Below are 16,710 nucleotides of genomic sequence, written 5' to 3' on the forward strand. Positions count from 1 at the left end.
CATGGGTACGGCGTCCTTTGAAATGTTTTCTAAAGAATATAAAACGGTTATAGAACGGGAAATTGTGGAATATGTCAATAAACTTAAAGCACCGGCAGTGGTCAAAGAAGCCATGATCTATTCACTGGAGGCAGGAGGTAAACGGATTCGCCCGTTATTGCTCTTTGCTGTTCTGGAGGCCTTTGGGAAAAGCTTGAGGATTGGGATTCCTGCAGCGTCTGCCATTGAAATGATCCATACATATTCTTTGATACATGACGATCTTCCGGCGATGGATGATGATGATCTCCGCCGCGGAAAACCGACGAACCATAAAGTGTTCGGTGAAGCGGTCGCAATACTGGCAGGTGATGCACTTCTTACATATAGCTTTCAATTGGTGACGGATATGATCGATCCCGAGGTGACGGCTGAAATGAAGCTGAATCTTGTAAGTGAAATTGCTAAGTCTGCCGGGGCCGAAGGAATGGTTGGAGGTCAAGTTGCCGATATGGAAGGTGAAAATAAACAGCTGACCCTTCAGGAATTGGAGTATATCCATGAACATAAAACAGGGAAGTTATTGACTGCAAGCATCCTTTCCGGTGCTATATTAGCCGGAGCGAATGAAGAACAGCAACTCCATTTACGTGACTTTGCATACCACCTCGGGCTTGCTTTTCAAATTCGGGATGATATTCTGGATATTGAAGGATCCGTCGAGTTGATCGGCAAGCCGGTTGGCAGTGACGTGGGGAATCATAAAAGCACATATCCTTCTTTACTTACGCTTCAAGGGGCAAAGGAAAAGTTGGAACATCATATAGAACTTGCCCATGCCGCTTTAGGAAAAACAAACTTACAAACGGGTTTGTTGAATGAACTAACCGATTTAATAGCGAACCGTAACCATTGATTGAGCTAAATTTGTTATCAATTGAGGTTTTATGGTATACTCATTGTGCAAAAATATGTGAAAATCAAAATGAATTTTTTAATTGAGATACGTGATAAATGGGTAAATTAAGCCGCCGAAATCACCTGGGTGTTGGCGGCTATTTTTTAACTTAAAACCAATTTTTCGGTCTAGTCATCCATAGTCCTCTTTAACGAGGCTTTGTTTATGCTTACAACCGAAAATTACAGAAAGTGAGTGGTCCTGTTTGGATCTTCTATCTATAAAAGACCCTTCTTTTTTGAAGAAGATGAATAATGAAGAACTTGTCGACTTAAGTGTGGAAGTACGTAAATTCCTTGTGGAAAAATTATCGGTGACAGGTGGACATATTGGTCCCAATTTAGGTGTCGTCGAGTTGACTATAGCCTTGCATAAAGAATTTGACAGTCCGAATGATAAAATTTTATGGGATGTCGGACATCAATCCTATGTCCACAAGATCCTGACTGGCAGAGCAGGAGAGTTCGACACTTTAAAGAAATACAAAGGTCTTTGCGGTTTTCCTAAAATGATTGAAAGCCCCCATGATGTTTGGGAAACCGGTCACAGTTCGACTTCCCTTTCAGCTGCAATGGGAATGGCAGCTGCCCGTGATATCAAAGGTGAAAACAGTTTTATTTTGCCGGTGATCGGGGATGGTGCCCTGACAGGCGGAATGGCGCTTGAAGCGTTGAATCATATCGGTGATGAAAAGAAGGACATGATCGTTATCCTGAATGATAATGAAATGTCCATAGCCCCTAACGTAGGTGCCCTGCACACGATATTGGGAAGATTGCGTACAGCTGGCAAATATAACTGGGCAAAAGATGAATTGGAGCTGCTTTTGAAAAAGATCCCTGCAGTCGGTGGTAAACTTGCAGCTACAGCTGAACGGCTGAAGGATAGCATGAAGTACTTATTGGTTTCAGGAATCTTTTTCGAGGAGCTCGGTTTCACATACCTTGGACCAGTGGATGGTCATAATTATGAAGAATTGCTGGAGAATTTAAGATATGCCAAGAAAACGAAGGGACCTGTACTGCTGCATGTCATCACGAAAAAAGGCAAGGGCTATTCACCTGCCGAGCTGGATACAACAGGAAACTGGCATGGGACAGGCCCATACAAAATCGAGACAGGCGATTTCGTGAAATCCCCTAGTAAAGGTCCTGCTTGGAGCGCTCTTGTAAGCGATACTGTCAGCAGGCTAGCCCGTGACGATGAGCGGATTGTCGCGATTACACCTGCAATGCCCGTTGGTTCGAAATTGGTGGGCTTTTCTCAAGAGTTCCCAGAGCGTTTCTATGATGTAGGGATTGCCGAGCAGCATGCTGCAACTTTTGCAGCCGGATTGGCAACGCAAAAAATGAAACCTTTCCTGGCTATATATTCAACTTTCCTGCAAAGGGCTTATGACCAGGTGGTTCATGATATCTGCCGTCAGAATTTGAACGTATTCATTGGGATCGATCGTGCCGGATTGGTTGGTTCCGATGGTGAAACGCATCAAGGCGTTTTCGACATTGCTTTCTTACGCCATGTACCGAATATGGTGTTGATGATGCCGAAAGATGAAAACGAAGGTCAGCATATGGTCAATACGGCCTTAAACTATAATGATGGTCCGATTGCTATGCGTTTCCCTCGTGGGAATGGTTGGGGAGTTGTGATGGATACCGAATTACAGCAGATTCCAATCGGTTCGTGGGAAGTTCTTAAAGAAGGAACGGATGCTGCCATCTTAACGTTCGGTACAACGATTCCCATGGCTCTTGAAGCGGCAGAACTGCTCGAGAAAGAGGATTATTCTGTTAAGGTGATCAATGCGCGGTTCATTAAGCCTTTGGATGAGAACATCCTAAGCAGTCTCCTTGGTGAAAAAATGCCTATTTTGACAATAGAAGAAGCGGTTCTTCAAGGTGGTTTTGGTAGTTCAGTACTTGAATATGCCCATGACCAAGGATTTTATGGGGCAATTATAGATCGAATGGGGATACCTGATTATTTCATTGAACATGGAAGTGTCGATGAACTTCTTGAAGAAATCGGTTTAACGACTGAGACAGCCATCAAAAAGATTAAAATGATAACACCCAAAAAAGAAAAAAGGGCCTGACAATATGAAAGTGATGAAAGAAAGAGTAGATGTATTACTTGTAGAACAAGGCTTGGCCGATACACGTGAAAAAGCGAAACGTATGGTAATGGCAGGCCTTGTCTATGCGAATGAAGAGAGGTACGAAAAACCGGGGGAAAAAGTGCCGGTCGATCTCGAATTTACGATCAAAGGAAAAGTCATGCCTTATGTTTCACGAGGCGGTCTTAAACTTGAGAAGGCATTAAGGGAATTCGATTTACAAGTGAATGGTAAAATACTGCTTGATATCGGTTCATCAACTGGCGGGTTCACGGATTGTGCACTGCAAAATGGCGCTCTAATGTCTTATGCGCTTGATGTGGGCTATAATCAACTTGCCTGGAAGCTTAGACAGGATGAGCGGGTTAAAGTAATGGAACGAACCAATTTCCGTTATGTTACACCCACCGATCTTGATGGGGAGATGCCAAACTTTGCAAGCATTGATGTTTCTTTCATCTCGCTCACGTTAATTTTACCGGTGCTAAAGACCTTGCTCGTCCCGAATAGTGATGTCGTTGCCTTGGTTAAACCGCAATTCGAAGCTGGGAAGGATCAAGTGGGTAAAAAGGGGATTGTTCGCGATCCCAAAATCCATAAACAAGTATTGGATAAGATCATTTCTTTTTCTATAAAGGAAGGCTATGATATTAAGGATGCCTCCTTCTCACCGATTACCGGTGGTGATGGAAATATTGAATTCTTACTTCATTTACACTGGCAAGGGTCGAAGGATGAAGGCGCGATATTGCTTTCGAAAACGGTTGACGACATCGTTGGAGAGGCCCATGCCCAATTTAAAAAAGAATAGGTAGAACTTTGTATGGCTCCTTTAGCTGAATGGTTGGCTAAAGGAGCTTTTTAACTATACAATGTGGGCATGCACTGAATCATTTAAGGGTGGATACATAAAATAGGTACGTAAAAAATACACTTGTATTCATTTTTAGAGAAAAAGTTGTACAATTGCATAAAAATCCGATAACATTAATATTAGCCACTTACTAAAGCGGCCTATTTGCACGTACTGAAGATAACGAAGCAATCCCACATGGGGGCAGCTTGCTTAAGTAAGAAATGAAAGTGATACCATTAAATGAGCAACAGTTGAGAAGAGGTGCTTCTACTTATGAATAAAGGACAACGACATATAAAAATAAGGGACATCATAACGAATAATGATATCGAAACCCAGGATGAGTTAGTTGAGGAATTGAAATTAGCTGGATACAATGTAACTCAAGCCACTGTTTCAAGGGATATTAAAGAGCTTCACCTTGTAAAGGTTCCTTTGACGGATGGAAGGTATAAATACAGTCTGCCGGCAGACCAGCGCTTCAATCCACTTCAAAAATTAAAGAGAATCCTTGTCGATGCATTTGTACGCATTGACTCAGCCAACAATTTACTGGTTATGAAGATGCTCCCAGGCAATGCCCAGGCAATCTGCGCATTGATTGATAATTTAAATTGGCAAGAAATACTCGGGACGATCGGCGGCGACGATACTTGTTTGATTATCTGCCGTTCTGAGGAAGATGCAAAGATCATTTCCGGCAAATTCTTGGACATGCTCTAATAATGTTGTGAGGTGACCTAGTTTGTTAACAGAACTATCGATTAGGAATTTTGCGATCATAGACAGCCTGTCCGTTTCATTTGAGAAAGGCTTGACGGTCTTGACAGGGGAAACAGGGGCAGGGAAGTCAATCATAATAGATGCCATTCATCTTTTGGTTGGGGGACGCGGTTCTGCAGAGTTCATTCGGCATGGTGAGTCTAAGGCCGAAATAGAAGGATTATTCCAAATTGAAGATGAAAAACACCCGGTCTTTGCCAAAGCGGAAGAGTTTGGCCTGGATATGAATGATGGGATGGCGATACTTCGAAGGGACATCTCACAAAGCGGCAAAAGCGTTTGCAGGGTAAATGGAAAGCTTGTAACGATTTCCACTTTACGCGAGGTAGGCCGAACATTGATAGATATCCATGGTCAGCATGAACATCAGGAATTAATGGATGAACGACTCCATCTTCCGCTGCTCGATCAATTCGGCGGTGAAAAAATCGCATCTGCACTCACTGAATACCAAAAGCTATATAAACGCTATGAAACCGCTTCTAAACAATTGAATGGCTTGAGCCAAAATGAACAGCAAATGGTCCACCGACTTGATTTGATCCAATTTCAATTCGATGAAATCCAAAAAGCTGATTTGAAGTTACGCGAAGATGAAGAATTGATGGAAGAGCGGAAGAAAATTAATAATTTCGAAAAAATTCATGAAGCGCTGCAAACCAGTTACAATGCTTTAAATGGTGAGCAGCATGCAATTGATTGGCTTTCCGTAGCCATGAATAATTTGGAGGAAGCAGCAGGGCTTGATGAGGGTTTAAAGAACAGCTCTGAAACCGTCTCAAATAGCTACTTCCTGCTTGAAGAGGCCGTTTCAAACATCCGAGACCAATTAGACTCTTTGGATTATGATACGGAACGTGTGGAATTCATTGAAAGCCGCCTTAATGAAATAAATCAATTAAAGCGTAAATACGGGCGGACCATCGAGGAAATCCTGGAATATGGAGCAGCTATAGAAGAAGAAGTAGAAAAACTGCTAAATAGGGAAACCCATATAGCGAAGCTTGAAAAGGAAATGAAATCCATCAAGGCAGATTTAATTGTCGAAGCAAAGAATCTTTCTGAACTTCGCCAGAGCTTCGCTCAGCAATTGACCAAAAAGATCCATAAGGAATTAAAAGATTTATACATGGAAAAGACAATTTTCGAACCACATTTCCTTCAAACGGCTTATACTTTCGATGAATTGTCAGATAGGGGCATTAATCAGTCAGGCCTGGATTCAATGGAATTTTATATTTCCACCAATCCAGGTGAACCTTTAAAACCTCTTTCCAAAATCGCATCTGGCGGAGAACTGTCGAGAATCATGCTGGCTTTGAAAAGCATTTTCTCCAAACATCAAGGCATAACATCCATTATATTTGATGAAGTGGACACAGGTGTGAGCGGAAGGGTTGCACAATCCATTGCCGAAAAGATCTATAAAGTGGCAACTGGATCACAAGTATTGTGCATATCCCATTTGCCACAGGTGGCCGCTATGGCGGATACCCACCTTTTCATAGCAAAAAATGTAAGGGCCGGACGCACGAATACCTCGGTCAAGCCGCTAATTGAAACGGAAAAAGTAAAAGAAATCGGCAGGATGATTTCAGGAGTCGAGATAACGGATTTGACGAAGCAGCATGCCAATGAATTAATCCAGCTGGCCAAAAGGCTGAAGATTACATCATGAAGGGCCGGTAAGAAGATTATTTAAACTTATCATAAGCATTCATTGTAAAGCTATCCAAAAACGGATAGCTTTTATTTTTTGCACCTGTTATAAATGACTGTCATGAGGGCTAAATTAAAGGTGTAGCCATAAAGTTTCAGAGAGCGAGGAGAGTGAATGGATTGAAATTTATATGGATAAACAGGATCATCGGTGGAATTCTCCTTGTTTCGCTATTAACATTAGGGTTATACCAGCCATCTCGTGAATATTTTTTAATTCCAAATCATCTTGTACTATTTGAAGGAAGTCAATATAGTATTTCCAAATCATTGCCTGTTTCTGCAAAAACTTCGGGATCCAGTGATGGAATTTCGCTTCATGATGAACAAGCCTCGATTACGCTTGGTGCTGAAAAACCAGGTACGAATGAAGTGTTACTCGATGTAGCAGGCTTACCTGCCAAAAAGGTCGACATCAGGGTGTTAAAAGACTTTAAAGTCATGCCTGGAGGCCAATCCATTGGAGTAAAGCTTAATACTCTTGGGGTTCTCGTAGTAGGTCATCATCTTATTGATACTGCGCAGGGGAAAAAATCACCGGGAGAAAAGGCAAAAATTGAAATCGGTGATATTATTACAGAAATCAATGGTCAGACGATAAAGAAGATGGGGGATGTAACCCCTTTTGTTCAGCAGGCAGGCGAAAAGGGTGAGGCGTTGAATCTTGTCATTAACCGTGATAATGAAGTGCTTCATAGTACCCTATTACCTCTAAAAGATAAGAATGAAGGAACTTACAAATTGGGTTTGTATATCCGTGATTCGGCAGCTGGCATCGGAACGATGACGTTTTATCACCCGGATTCAAAAAAATACGGGGCGTTGGGACATGTTATATCCGATATGGATACAAAAAAGCCGATTGTTGTCAAGGACGGACAGATTGTTCAATCGACGGTCACATCCATCGAAAAGGGAAGCAATGGTGATCCAGGAGAAAAATTGGCACGCTTTTCTTCCAATAAAGAAAAAATAGGAAATATCAATCGCAATAGTCCCTTTGGAATTTTTGGGAAGTTAAATCAAGATTTTAAAAATGGAATTAACGATAAGCCACTCCCCATCACCCTTTCCCATGAGGTAAAGGAAGGACCAGCAAAAATCCTTACAGTGGTGGATGGTTCTGAAGTGGAGGAATTCGATGTTGAAATCGTCAGTTCCATACCACAGAAGTTCCCAGCAATTAAGGGAATGGTCTTAAAAGTGACGGATAAGGAATTGCTTCAAAAAACGGGTGGGATCGTTCAAGGTATGAGCGGCAGTCCTATCATACAAAATGGGAAATTAATCGGTGCAGTCACCCATGTATTCGTTAATGATCCTACAAGTGGGTATGGAGTCCATATCGAATGGATGTTAAACGAAGCCGGTATAAATATATACGACAAAGATAATTATGAAAAGGCAAGCTAAGAATCCGGGTATCCTTTTGGATGCCCCTTTTTAATGGAAAGTTATGATTAGCATAAATTTTGGGTAGGAATTAAATTGATTTTTTCTAAAAATAGAGGTTTTTTTGAAACGATGTGATAAAATGATAACGATATGAAGATTTTTCGACAATCGCTTTATTCGAATAGCAAACGAAGTCGAAAACAAGAGATATCCGGAGAATAATATTGAATTCCTTATATTTTTTCAAAAATAAAAGGAATTTAGTTTCCATTGTCGAAAAGTTCAATTACAATAGAATTTAGTCATATAGAAAAAAAGACCAATTGTAGTTGAGGAGGAAATCAAGCGTGAAAAAAATTAAGGTGTGCGTTGTAGATGATAATAGAGAACTTGTTGGCCTTCTGGAAGAATACATTTCTGCACAGGATGACATGGAAGTAATTGGGGTGGCACATAACGGTCAAGATTGCCTGGGTATGCTTGAAAGCGTTGACCCGGATATATTGATCCTCGATATTATCATGCCTCATTTAGATGGGTTAGGTGTGCTAGAAAAACTTCGTGAAGTAAAACGGGGTGCCATGCCTAATGTGATTATGCTTACTGCCTTTGGTCAAGAAGATGTAACGAAAAAAGCTGTTGATTTGGGGGCGTCTTACTTTATCCTGAAGCCATTTGATATGGAAAATCTGGCCAATCACATACGTCAGGTAAGCAGTAAAGGGCAGGCAGTTTTAAAAAATCATAGTCAGTTTAGCTATCGTCCCCAAAATGAATCCAAGCCGAAGAACCTTGATGCCAGCATCACAAGCATCATTCACGAGATTGGAGTCCCTGCACATATAAAGGGCTATTTGTATTTAAGGGAAGCCATATCCATGGTATACAATGATATTGAACTATTGGGTTCCATCACCAAAGTTTTATATCCGGATATCGCAAAAAAATACAATACTACGGCGAGCCGTGTTGAACGTGCCATCAGGCATGCGATTGAAGTGGCCTGGAGCCGTGGCAATATAGAATCCATTTCATCACTTTTCGGTTATACCGTAAGCATGACAAAGGCAAAACCTACAAATTCCGAATTCATTGCCATGGTTGCCGATAAGCTGCGTCTTGAACATAAAGCTTCTTGACAAGGGTAGAAGCGTTGAATTGACGGCAATTTGGACGGGAATTTAACCGTGAACTTATCGCTATTCCGATAAACTTTCCGGTGGAATACCAATAAAGACTGATCGTATTTGGCTGATAAACCCGGCAACTTTACGAGTCAGTATATAGGAAAATTCCGCAGTCGTCCAAACTGGGCGGCTATTATTTTTGCGTAGGGGCTTGTATTTATGTCAATCCCCTAATCAATTGAAAGCATTACGTCATGACCATCGTATGACCCAAACGGAATTTACCGCAAGTATAAGGCTCAGTGGAAAAGAGGCCAGTGAACCTTCGCTTGGCAATACCATGCTCATTAGTCGAAGGCTCGAAATGACGGTCAACGAAATATTTTATAGGGAAGAATCGTGACGTCCTTTGTTGGGCGTTTTTTTATGCTTTCGGCTTGCCGACTTCGTTTGAATCTTTATTAGGACTTTAGGTGCGTTTCCATACACTCGACTTTGCGCCCTGCAACACAGGTGGAAAGGTGTAGCGTCATATCGGATATAGAAGCGGCCCGCGGGGATTATGCAAGATTAGGGCTGAAATGGGGCAAATCATTGAGGATCTCCATAATATGAAGGACCTAGCTTCAAGGCAGGGGCAAACTGGAAAGCAACTCCCTTCTTGAGGGGCTGGCTTTAAGTCTCCAAGCAATGATTGCTTGCCGAAGGTAATTACCGTCATTGACGGCATAAAACCGTACACACTCGTATTTATGAGATGCTTCGTGACCTTCAGGTGATTCCCCACCATGAAGGTACAAATACTTCGCTCATCTCCGTTGTTTCGAATCTCTGATTAGTTCCTCCCCTTTCTCGCTCCTTTCCTAACAGGTTTCCGAATTCCTCTTATACGTCGTTATAAGTCCCTCATTACTTTGAGTCTGTTCCAAAAGAAAATTGTCGCTAAATCAGGTAAAAAGGAAATTTAACTGGAACCTTTGGACTGCTCTTTTTCATCCGGTATCAACCTTGCTGGCGTGTTAGGAAGCAGCGACCAAGCGGTATTTCCACCCAGCCAGTTTGGGCCGTAAGACGCTTGCTGAGGCGATAGAACCATGAGTGGTTAGCATTTTTGATTGACCGATTCAGTTTGATCGGATTTGTTTTCATTATCGCTATAAAGTAGCGGAATAATGATACGGGAAATTCTTTATAAATCAAAGGCGAGTAAATCAAGGCGGTCCTGAGTGCCTGTCTGCATAAGACGTATGATGTAAAAGGGTGGAAGCGAGCGCATCTATTTTTCGCAAATGCACAACATACACCTTGCAAAAGAAATTGAGTCATTTGATGAGAGGAACCTTCTATGCAGAAAATAATCAGCTGCATTTAATTCGAGTATTGAGCTAGATGAATTTGCTGTTTCTGTTCATAACATTGGGATATAACCATATGAGAGAGGCGGCGTTTCTTCATGACCTTAATCTTTGCACATCGAGGCTCAGCAGGAACACATCCGGAAAATACGATTTCGGCGTTCAAAGAAGCTGCCCGTGTCGGCGCGGACGGTATTGAAACGGATGTCCAGCTCTCGAAAGATGGGGAAGTGGTCATCATTCACGATGAAAAGCTTAATCGGACCACGAATGCCTCGGGATATGTAAAAGACAGGACCTTGATGGAGTTGAAAACCCTTAATGCGTCTTCAAACTATAAGGGTAAATTGGGGAATGAAGAGATTCCGACACTTGAAGAACTATTTATTTGGCTTGCCGAAAATCAGCTTTTTTGCAACATTGAATTGAAAAATACGCTTTTTCTGTATCCAGGCTTAGAAGAGAAAGTCATCCGACTCATCCGTACTTACGAAATGGAGGAAAGGATCATCCTTTCTTCTTTCAATCATTACAGCTTGGTCAATTGCCATCAATTGGCACCTGAACTGGAAACCGCACTGCTTTATAGGGATGGTCTATACATGCCTTGGATATATGCCAAGGCAATAGGCGGAAGTGCAATCCACCCAAATATCCGGGCTGCCCCTGATGCGCTCATTCAAGCATCCGTGAGTATGGGTGTTCCTGTACGGCCATATACCATTAATAAAGAAGCCGAGATGAAGAGGCTATTCAAATTGGGGTGCAGCGGCATCATAACCGATTTTCCGGAGGCAGCCGTACGGGTCAGGGATGGATTGAAATCAAGATAAAGAAAGAAGGTGCCATACGAAACATGGCACCTTCTTTTTGCGTTTAAAATTTATTGAACCTGCTTTGGACCTTATTTTGTTTTCGATCTCGATGAAGGACGAAGCCGGCGATGAAGGCTATTCCGCCAATCGTAATGAGCAGTCCTATTAAAAATTGCAGCCAAAGGACTGGATAGGGGGGCTGCAGAATACCAAACACCATGTCCCTCATTATTTTTATACCATAGGCAGCAAAGGCACCGGGTATAAAAAGTATCAAAAAAGCGATTAAACGTTTCATGCGGTCAAATCCCTTCCGAAAATTCCGTCTTTAAAAAATGATAAAGGATATAAATTATTTGTCAAGTTTCGGGAATCTAGATAATGACTGGGAGTTGGTGGCTGTTTTTAAAGGGATCCGATATGGTAAAATGGTGTGGAGTATGAAAAAAATTGCATAGATTGATCTAATAAAAGAGGTAATTATATCTTAAGGGGGATGGCTCATGCAAAAGGTCATGATAGTAGGGGGAGGAGTGGGAGGGACAACCGTGTTGAAACTCCTATCGGAAAGTGAAGTATTCTCCATTGTTTGTATGGCTGATACGAATGAATCCGCTGAAGGGATGCTTGCTGCAAAGGAACGAGGGATTCCTACAGTGAATAATTGGAGCCTGGGATTGGAGCGGGATTTGGACATCATTTTTGATACGACCGGAGATCCGTCTGTCTATAAAAAGATAAAAAGGGACATGGGCGAACAAACGATTCTCATTCCTGGAAGTGTCGCCCTCATTATGACTAAGTTGTTTGAAGAGAAAAATCGTTTAATAAGTAAATTGGAGAATACCTCGGCAAAAATGGACTTGATCCTTAATACGACCAGTGAAGGGATGTTGGTGATTGATCATGAAGGATTCATCATCATGTTCAATGATAGTGCCGAGCGTGCAACTGATACAAAGCGCGAGGAGGTGATAGGCAGACATATCAAAGATTTCATCCCTTCAACTGGATTGCTGCGAGTGATGCAAACGAACCAAAAAGAAGTGAATCAGGAAATCACCCTTAGCAATGGAACGGAACTCATAACGACAAGGATACCTCTTGTGAATGCCGATAAGGAAATCATAGGGGCTTTTTCCGTGTTTAGGAATAAAACGGAAGCTGTACAATTGGCGGAGCAGATCACTGATTTAAAAGAGATACAGACGATGCTCCAGGCGATCATTCAATCCAGTGATGAAGCCATATCTGTTGTGGATGATCAAGGCAGGGGGCTGTTGATCAATCCCGCATATACAAGAATCACTGGTTTAACAAAGACCCAGGTGATCGGTAAGCCGGCTTCCATCGATATTTATGAAGGTGAAAGTATGCATATGAAAGTGCTTCAGACAAAAAAGCCTGTTCGGGGTGTCAATATGCGTGTCGGCCCAAAACATAAGGAAGTGATCGTGAATGTTGCTCCAATCATTGTGGACGGGTGCCTGAAAGGGAGCGTTGGCGTCATTCATGATGTATCGGAAATTCAAGCCCTGACCCACGAACTGAATCGGGCAAGACAGATTATCCGGACATTGCAGGCTAAGTATTCCTTTGATGATATAATCGGTGCTTCCGAAGAGATGAAGCTTCCCATTGAACAGGCGAAATTATCGGCAAGAACACCTGCAACTGTCTTATTAAGAGGGGAATCAGGGACTGGCAAAGAGTTATTTGCACATGCCATCCATAATGCGAGCGATAGGAAATTCAATAAATTTGTTCGTGTAAATTGTGCGGCCATTTCGGAATCATTACTTGAAAGTGAACTGTTCGGGTATGATGAAGGAGCCTTTACAGGGGCGAGCAGGGGCGGCAAGGTCGGTTTTTTTGAAGAGGCAAATCAAGGGAGTATCTTTTTGGACGAAATTGGTGAATTACCAGCCAACATCCAAGCTAAATTACTTCGGGTTTTACAAGAAAAAGAAATCGTCAGAGTGGGGGGGACGAAGCCGATTCCGATCAATGTCCGGGTCATAGCTGCTACGAATATCAATCTCGAAGAGGCCATCACAAACGGATCATTCAGGGAAGACTTATATTTCAGGCTGAACCGCATGCCTATTTTCATTGCTCCATTAAGAAAGAGAAAAGAGGATTTAAGAGAATTGGCGGAGCATTTGATTAATAAAATCAATCAGGAGTATGGACGAAGCATAGAGGGAATTACAGCAGCAGCTATACATAAGATGCAAATCTATAACTGGCCAGGTAATGTTAGGGAACTGGAAAATATCTTAGGGCGGGCAATCATTTTCATGAAATTGAACGAGACGATCATTGATATACATCATATTCCGGATTTTATCGAAGAGATTCCATTAAAACAAGATATATTATTAATGAAGCCTACTGGCTACGTATCGGGGAAACCGCTCTCGGAGATAATAGACCAGTATGAATCCGAAATCATTCAGCAAGCGTTCCATACCCACAAGGGAAATAAAACACTTACGGCAAAGGCTCTTGGGATTTCTGTCAGAAATCTATATTACAAAATGGAAAAACTAAAACTGTGAAAATTCTTGCACGCAAGTAATTGCGCACTATGAAAAAAGCTGCACGGAATTTTCTGATTTATTTTAATTTAAACGAGACTCCACTTCTAACATGAAATTTTTTTCAATTTGTTATAGGCTATAGTTGCCCAACATATTAACCAGCATCTCCTTTTTTTGGATAAAAACGCTCTCATTATGTATTTTATTGGCATGTTATTTGCATATTTAAAGGTGTATGGATTTTTCAAGGGAACCATTCCCCATAGGGAAAATATCATGTGATTAGCGGATTTTATTTAAAATGAACGTAGGAACAAGTAAGAATGAGGAGAAATTCAGTGTTCTCATATCTGACATGTATTAAAACATCTAGGGAGGATTCCTTTATGGAAATTTTTAAATATCTTGAGAAGTATGATTACGAGCAATTGCTATTCTGTCAGGACAAACAATCGGGTTTGAAAGCGATTATTGCCATTCATGATACAACATTAGGGCCTGCGCTTGGAGGCACAAGGATGTGGACGTATGCATCTGAAGAAGATGCCATTGAAGATGCCTTAAGGCTTGCACGAGGAATGACATATAAGAACGCCGCAGCCGGCTTGAATTTAGGCGGGGGGAAGACCGTCATCATCGGCGATCCGCGCAAGGATAAGAATGAAGAGATGTTCCGTGCATTCGGAAGGTATATCCAAGGGCTCAATGGGCGTTATATAACAGCTGAAGATGTAGGTACAACGGTTGAGGATATGGATCTCATTCATGAGGAGACGGATTTTGTCACTGGGATTTCCCCTGCATTCGGTTCTTCGGGTAATCCTTCCCCTGTAACTGCATATGGGGTATACCGAGGTATGAAGGCGGCTGCAAAAGAGGCATTCGGAACCGATTCTTTAGAAGGCAAGGTGGTTGCGGTCCAAGGCGTCGGGAATGTTTCTTACAACTTATGCCGTCACCTTCATGAGGAGGGCGCCAAGCTGATCGTTACGGATATCAATAAAGAAAGTGTGGCCCGTGCGGTTGAATCATTTGGGGCGACTGCAGTGAATCCTGATGAAATTTATGGAGTCGACTGTGATATCTATGCACCTTGTGCATTAGGGGCTGTCATAAATGATCATACAATCAATCAAATCAAGGCGAAGGTCATCGCAGGTGCGGCCAATAATCAATTAAAGGAACCTGTTCATGGCGATCAAATTCATGAAAAGGGTATTATATACGCTCCTGATTATGTTATTAATGCAGGTGGAGTCATAAACGTGGCCGATGAGCTTTTAGGGTATAATCGGGAAAGGGCCCTTAAGAAAGTGGAAACGGTTTATGATACAATTGAAAGAGTCATCGAGATTGCAAAACGTGATCAAATCCCAACTTATAAAGCGGCGGATAGAATGGCTGAGGAGCGAATTGCTCGCATGAGGAATTCAAGGAGCCAATTCTTGCAAAATGAAAAACATATCTTGAATGGAAGAAAGTGAATGTAGTTTTACAAGATTAGATTCCTGTGTTTTTTTTAATAAACACAGGAATTTTCATCATGGATAACGTAATAAACATAGGGCAAGTAAAAATGGTGACAAATTGTTTGTAATTGTGAGGAGGAGTGGTTTTGGCTGAAGAATTTGACCTCGTTATCCTCGGAGGAGGAACAGGCGGGTATGTGGCGGCAATAAGGGCTGCTCAATTAGGATTGAAAACGGCTGTCGTGGAGAAAGGCAAGCTCGGCGGAACGTGTCTACATAAAGGCTGTATCCCTTCGAAAGCACTTTTAAGGAGTGCGGAAGTGTATCAGACTGCAGTGAAAAGTGAAGAATTCGGTATTGTTACCGGGGATGTAAAGGTAAATTTCCTTAAGGTGCAGGAAAGAAAGAATAAAGTAGTCGATCAACTCCATAAAGGAGTTCAGCACTTGATGAAACAAGGAAAGATAACGGTTTATGAAGGGTTAGGGCGTATACTTGGTCCTTCTATATTTTCACCGATGCCTGGGACAATTTCCGTGGAAATGAATGATGGCAGTGAAAATGAAATGCTCATTCCTCAGAATGTCATCATTGCAACGGGTTCGCGTCCGAAGACACTGCCCGGGTTAGCGATTGATGGGGAATTGGTGCTTACATCGGATGAAGCTCTAAAGCTTGAGAGCCTGCCAAAATCAATGATTATTGTAGGCGGTGGAGTTATCGGCATAGAATGGGCTTCGATGCTTAATGATTTTGGTGTGGAAGTGACAGTACTGGAATATGCAGATAGAATCATCCCGACTGAAGACCATGATATTTCCAGTGAAATGCTCCGTCTCCTAACGAAAAAAGGAGTCAAGTTCGTTACAGGTGCCAAGGTAATGCCTGAAACCCTGAAAACGGATGCTTCAGTATCCATTTCTGCTGAAGTCAAAGGTTCGGTAGAGGAATTCACAGCTGAAAAAATGCTGGTTTCCGTAGGCAGATCAGCAAATGTTGAAGGGATCGGCCTTGAAAATACGGAAATTGTGAAAGAAAAAGGTTTCATTGAAACCAATGACTTCTTCCAAACGAAGGAATCACATATTTATGCGATCGGTGATTGTATCGGCGGTCTGCAATTGGCTCACGTTGCCTCCCATGAAGGTATTACGGCCGTTGAACATATCGCAGGCCAAAAACCGGAACGGCTGGATTATTCGCTCATTTCAAAATGTGTGTATTCAAGCCCTGAAGCTGCAAGTGTCGGTTTGACGGAAGAACAGGCAAACAAGGAAGGCTATGACCTTAAAATTGGGAAATTCCCATTCCGTGCAGTTGGTAAGGCACTTGTTTTCGGGGAAGCGGATGGCTTTGTTAAAATCATCGCCGATAAGAAATCGGATGACATATTGGGCGTTCATATGATTGGGCCACATGTTACGGATATGATTTCTGAAGCGGGACTTGCAAAAGTGCTTGATGCGACACCTTGGGAGATAGGCAAGACAATTCATCCACACCCAAGTCTTTCTGAAGCAATCGGTGAGGCGGCCCTTGCTGTCGATGGACGTGCCATTCATTCTTAAAGAATAAGGTCAGGAGGTTTTATG

At 42.1% G+C, this 16,710-nt stretch carries 12 protein-coding genes; 11 read left to right on the top strand and 1 reads right to left on the bottom strand.

The window, feature by feature from the left end; translation table 11 throughout:
* Position 1 precedes the first annotated feature (1 nt).
* From MPH60_RS05915 to MPH60_RS05950, 8 genes are all read left to right on the top strand, one after another.
* A complete protein-coding gene (locus MPH60_RS05915; protein ID WP_241589686.1) occupies positions 2-895 on the top strand; it encodes a polyprenyl synthetase family protein in 894 nt (297 codons plus the stop codon).
* A gap of 247 nt (positions 896-1,142) precedes the next feature.
* A complete protein-coding gene (gene dxs, locus MPH60_RS05920) occupies positions 1,143-3,035 on the top strand; it encodes a 1-deoxy-D-xylulose-5-phosphate synthase (protein WP_241589685.1) in 1,893 nt (630 codons plus the stop codon).
* Between the two features lie 4 nt (positions 3,036-3,039).
* Positions 3,040-3,867 (top strand): TlyA family RNA methyltransferase, encoded by an 828-nt coding sequence (locus tag MPH60_RS05925; protein ID WP_241589684.1) that lies wholly within the window; start codon positions 3,040-3,042, stop codon positions 3,865-3,867.
* Between the two features lie 318 nt (positions 3,868-4,185).
* Positions 4,186-4,635 (top strand): transcriptional regulator AhrC/ArgR, encoded by a 450-nt coding sequence (ahrC, locus tag MPH60_RS05930; RefSeq protein ID WP_034308279.1) that lies wholly within the window; start codon positions 4,186-4,188, stop codon positions 4,633-4,635.
* Positions 4,636-4,657: 22 nt separating this feature from the next.
* A complete protein-coding gene (gene recN, locus MPH60_RS05935) occupies positions 4,658-6,373 on the top strand; it encodes a DNA repair protein RecN (protein WP_241589683.1) in 1,716 nt (571 codons plus the stop codon).
* Positions 6,374-6,534: 161 nt separating this feature from the next.
* The gene (spoIVB, locus tag MPH60_RS05940; RefSeq protein ID WP_137016179.1) at positions 6,535-7,827 is read left to right on the top strand and encodes a SpoIVB peptidase; all 1,293 of its coding nucleotides are present in this window, start codon (positions 6,535-6,537) and stop codon (positions 7,825-7,827) included.
* Positions 7,828-8,156: 329 nt separating this feature from the next.
* A complete protein-coding gene (gene spo0A, locus MPH60_RS05945) occupies positions 8,157-8,948 on the top strand; it encodes a sporulation transcription factor Spo0A (RefSeq protein WP_137016177.1) in 792 nt (263 codons plus the stop codon).
* A 1,441-nt stretch (positions 8,949-10,389) separates the two neighbouring features.
* The gene (locus MPH60_RS05950; protein WP_241589682.1) at positions 10,390-11,124 is read left to right on the top strand and encodes a glycerophosphodiester phosphodiesterase; all 735 of its coding nucleotides are present in this window, start codon (positions 10,390-10,392) and stop codon (positions 11,122-11,124) included.
* Between the two features lie 43 nt (positions 11,125-11,167).
* Here MPH60_RS05950 and MPH60_RS05955 read toward each other — a convergent pair whose 3' ends face one another.
* Positions 11,168-11,404 (bottom strand): DUF2627 domain-containing protein, encoded by a 237-nt coding sequence (locus MPH60_RS05955; RefSeq protein ID WP_101222519.1) that lies wholly within the window; start codon positions 11,402-11,404, stop codon positions 11,168-11,170.
* A 205-nt stretch (positions 11,405-11,609) separates the two neighbouring features.
* Here MPH60_RS05955 and MPH60_RS05960 point away from each other — a divergent pair, with 205 nt between their 5' ends.
* The 3 genes from MPH60_RS05960 (at position 11,610) to lpdA (ending at position 16,686) form a co-directional block, all read left to right on the top strand.
* Positions 11,610-13,667 carry a sigma-54 interaction domain-containing protein gene (locus MPH60_RS05960; protein WP_241589681.1) on the top strand — a complete coding sequence of 686 codons (2,058 nt, stop codon included), beginning with the start codon at positions 11,610-11,612 and terminating at the stop codon, positions 13,665-13,667.
* A 368-nt stretch (positions 13,668-14,035) separates the two neighbouring features.
* Positions 14,036-15,133, top strand: coding sequence for a Leu/Phe/Val dehydrogenase (gene bcd, locus MPH60_RS05965; RefSeq protein WP_241589680.1), 1,098 nt, complete (start codon positions 14,036-14,038; stop codon positions 15,131-15,133).
* 131 nt (positions 15,134-15,264) lie between these two features.
* Positions 15,265-16,686, top strand: coding sequence for a dihydrolipoyl dehydrogenase (lpdA, locus tag MPH60_RS05970; RefSeq protein ID WP_241589679.1), 1,422 nt, complete (start codon positions 15,265-15,267; stop codon positions 16,684-16,686).
* Positions 16,687-16,710: the final 24 nt, after the last annotated feature.

The organism is Peribacillus sp. Aquil_B1, assembly GCF_022603275.1.
Classification (GTDB): Bacteria; Bacillota; Bacilli; order Bacillales; family DSM-1321; genus Peribacillus.

What these genes read in the sequence shown, in the direction of transcription:
- MPH60_RS05915 (WP_241589686.1), top strand. Translation starts at nt 2, where the DNA reads ATGGGTACGGCGTCCTTTGAAATGTTTTCTAAAGAATATAAAACGGTT.
- MPH60_RS05925 (WP_241589684.1), top strand. Translation starts at nt 3,040, where the DNA reads ATGAAAGTGATGAAAGAAAGAGTAGATGTATTACTTGTAGAACAAGGC.
- ahrC (WP_034308279.1), top strand. Translation starts at nt 4,186, where the DNA reads ATGAATAAAGGACAACGACATATAAAAATAAGGGACATCATAACGAAT.
- MPH60_RS05950 (WP_241589682.1), top strand. Translation starts at nt 10,390, where the DNA reads ATGACCTTAATCTTTGCACATCGAGGCTCAGCAGGAACACATCCGGAA.
- MPH60_RS05955 (WP_101222519.1), bottom strand. Translation starts at nt 11,404, where the DNA reads ATGAAACGTTTAATCGCTTTTTTGATACTTTTTATACCCGGTGCCTTT.
- MPH60_RS05960 (WP_241589681.1), top strand. Translation starts at nt 11,610, where the DNA reads ATGCAAAAGGTCATGATAGTAGGGGGAGGAGTGGGAGGGACAACCGTG.
- bcd (WP_241589680.1), top strand. Translation starts at nt 14,036, where the DNA reads ATGGAAATTTTTAAATATCTTGAGAAGTATGATTACGAGCAATTGCTA.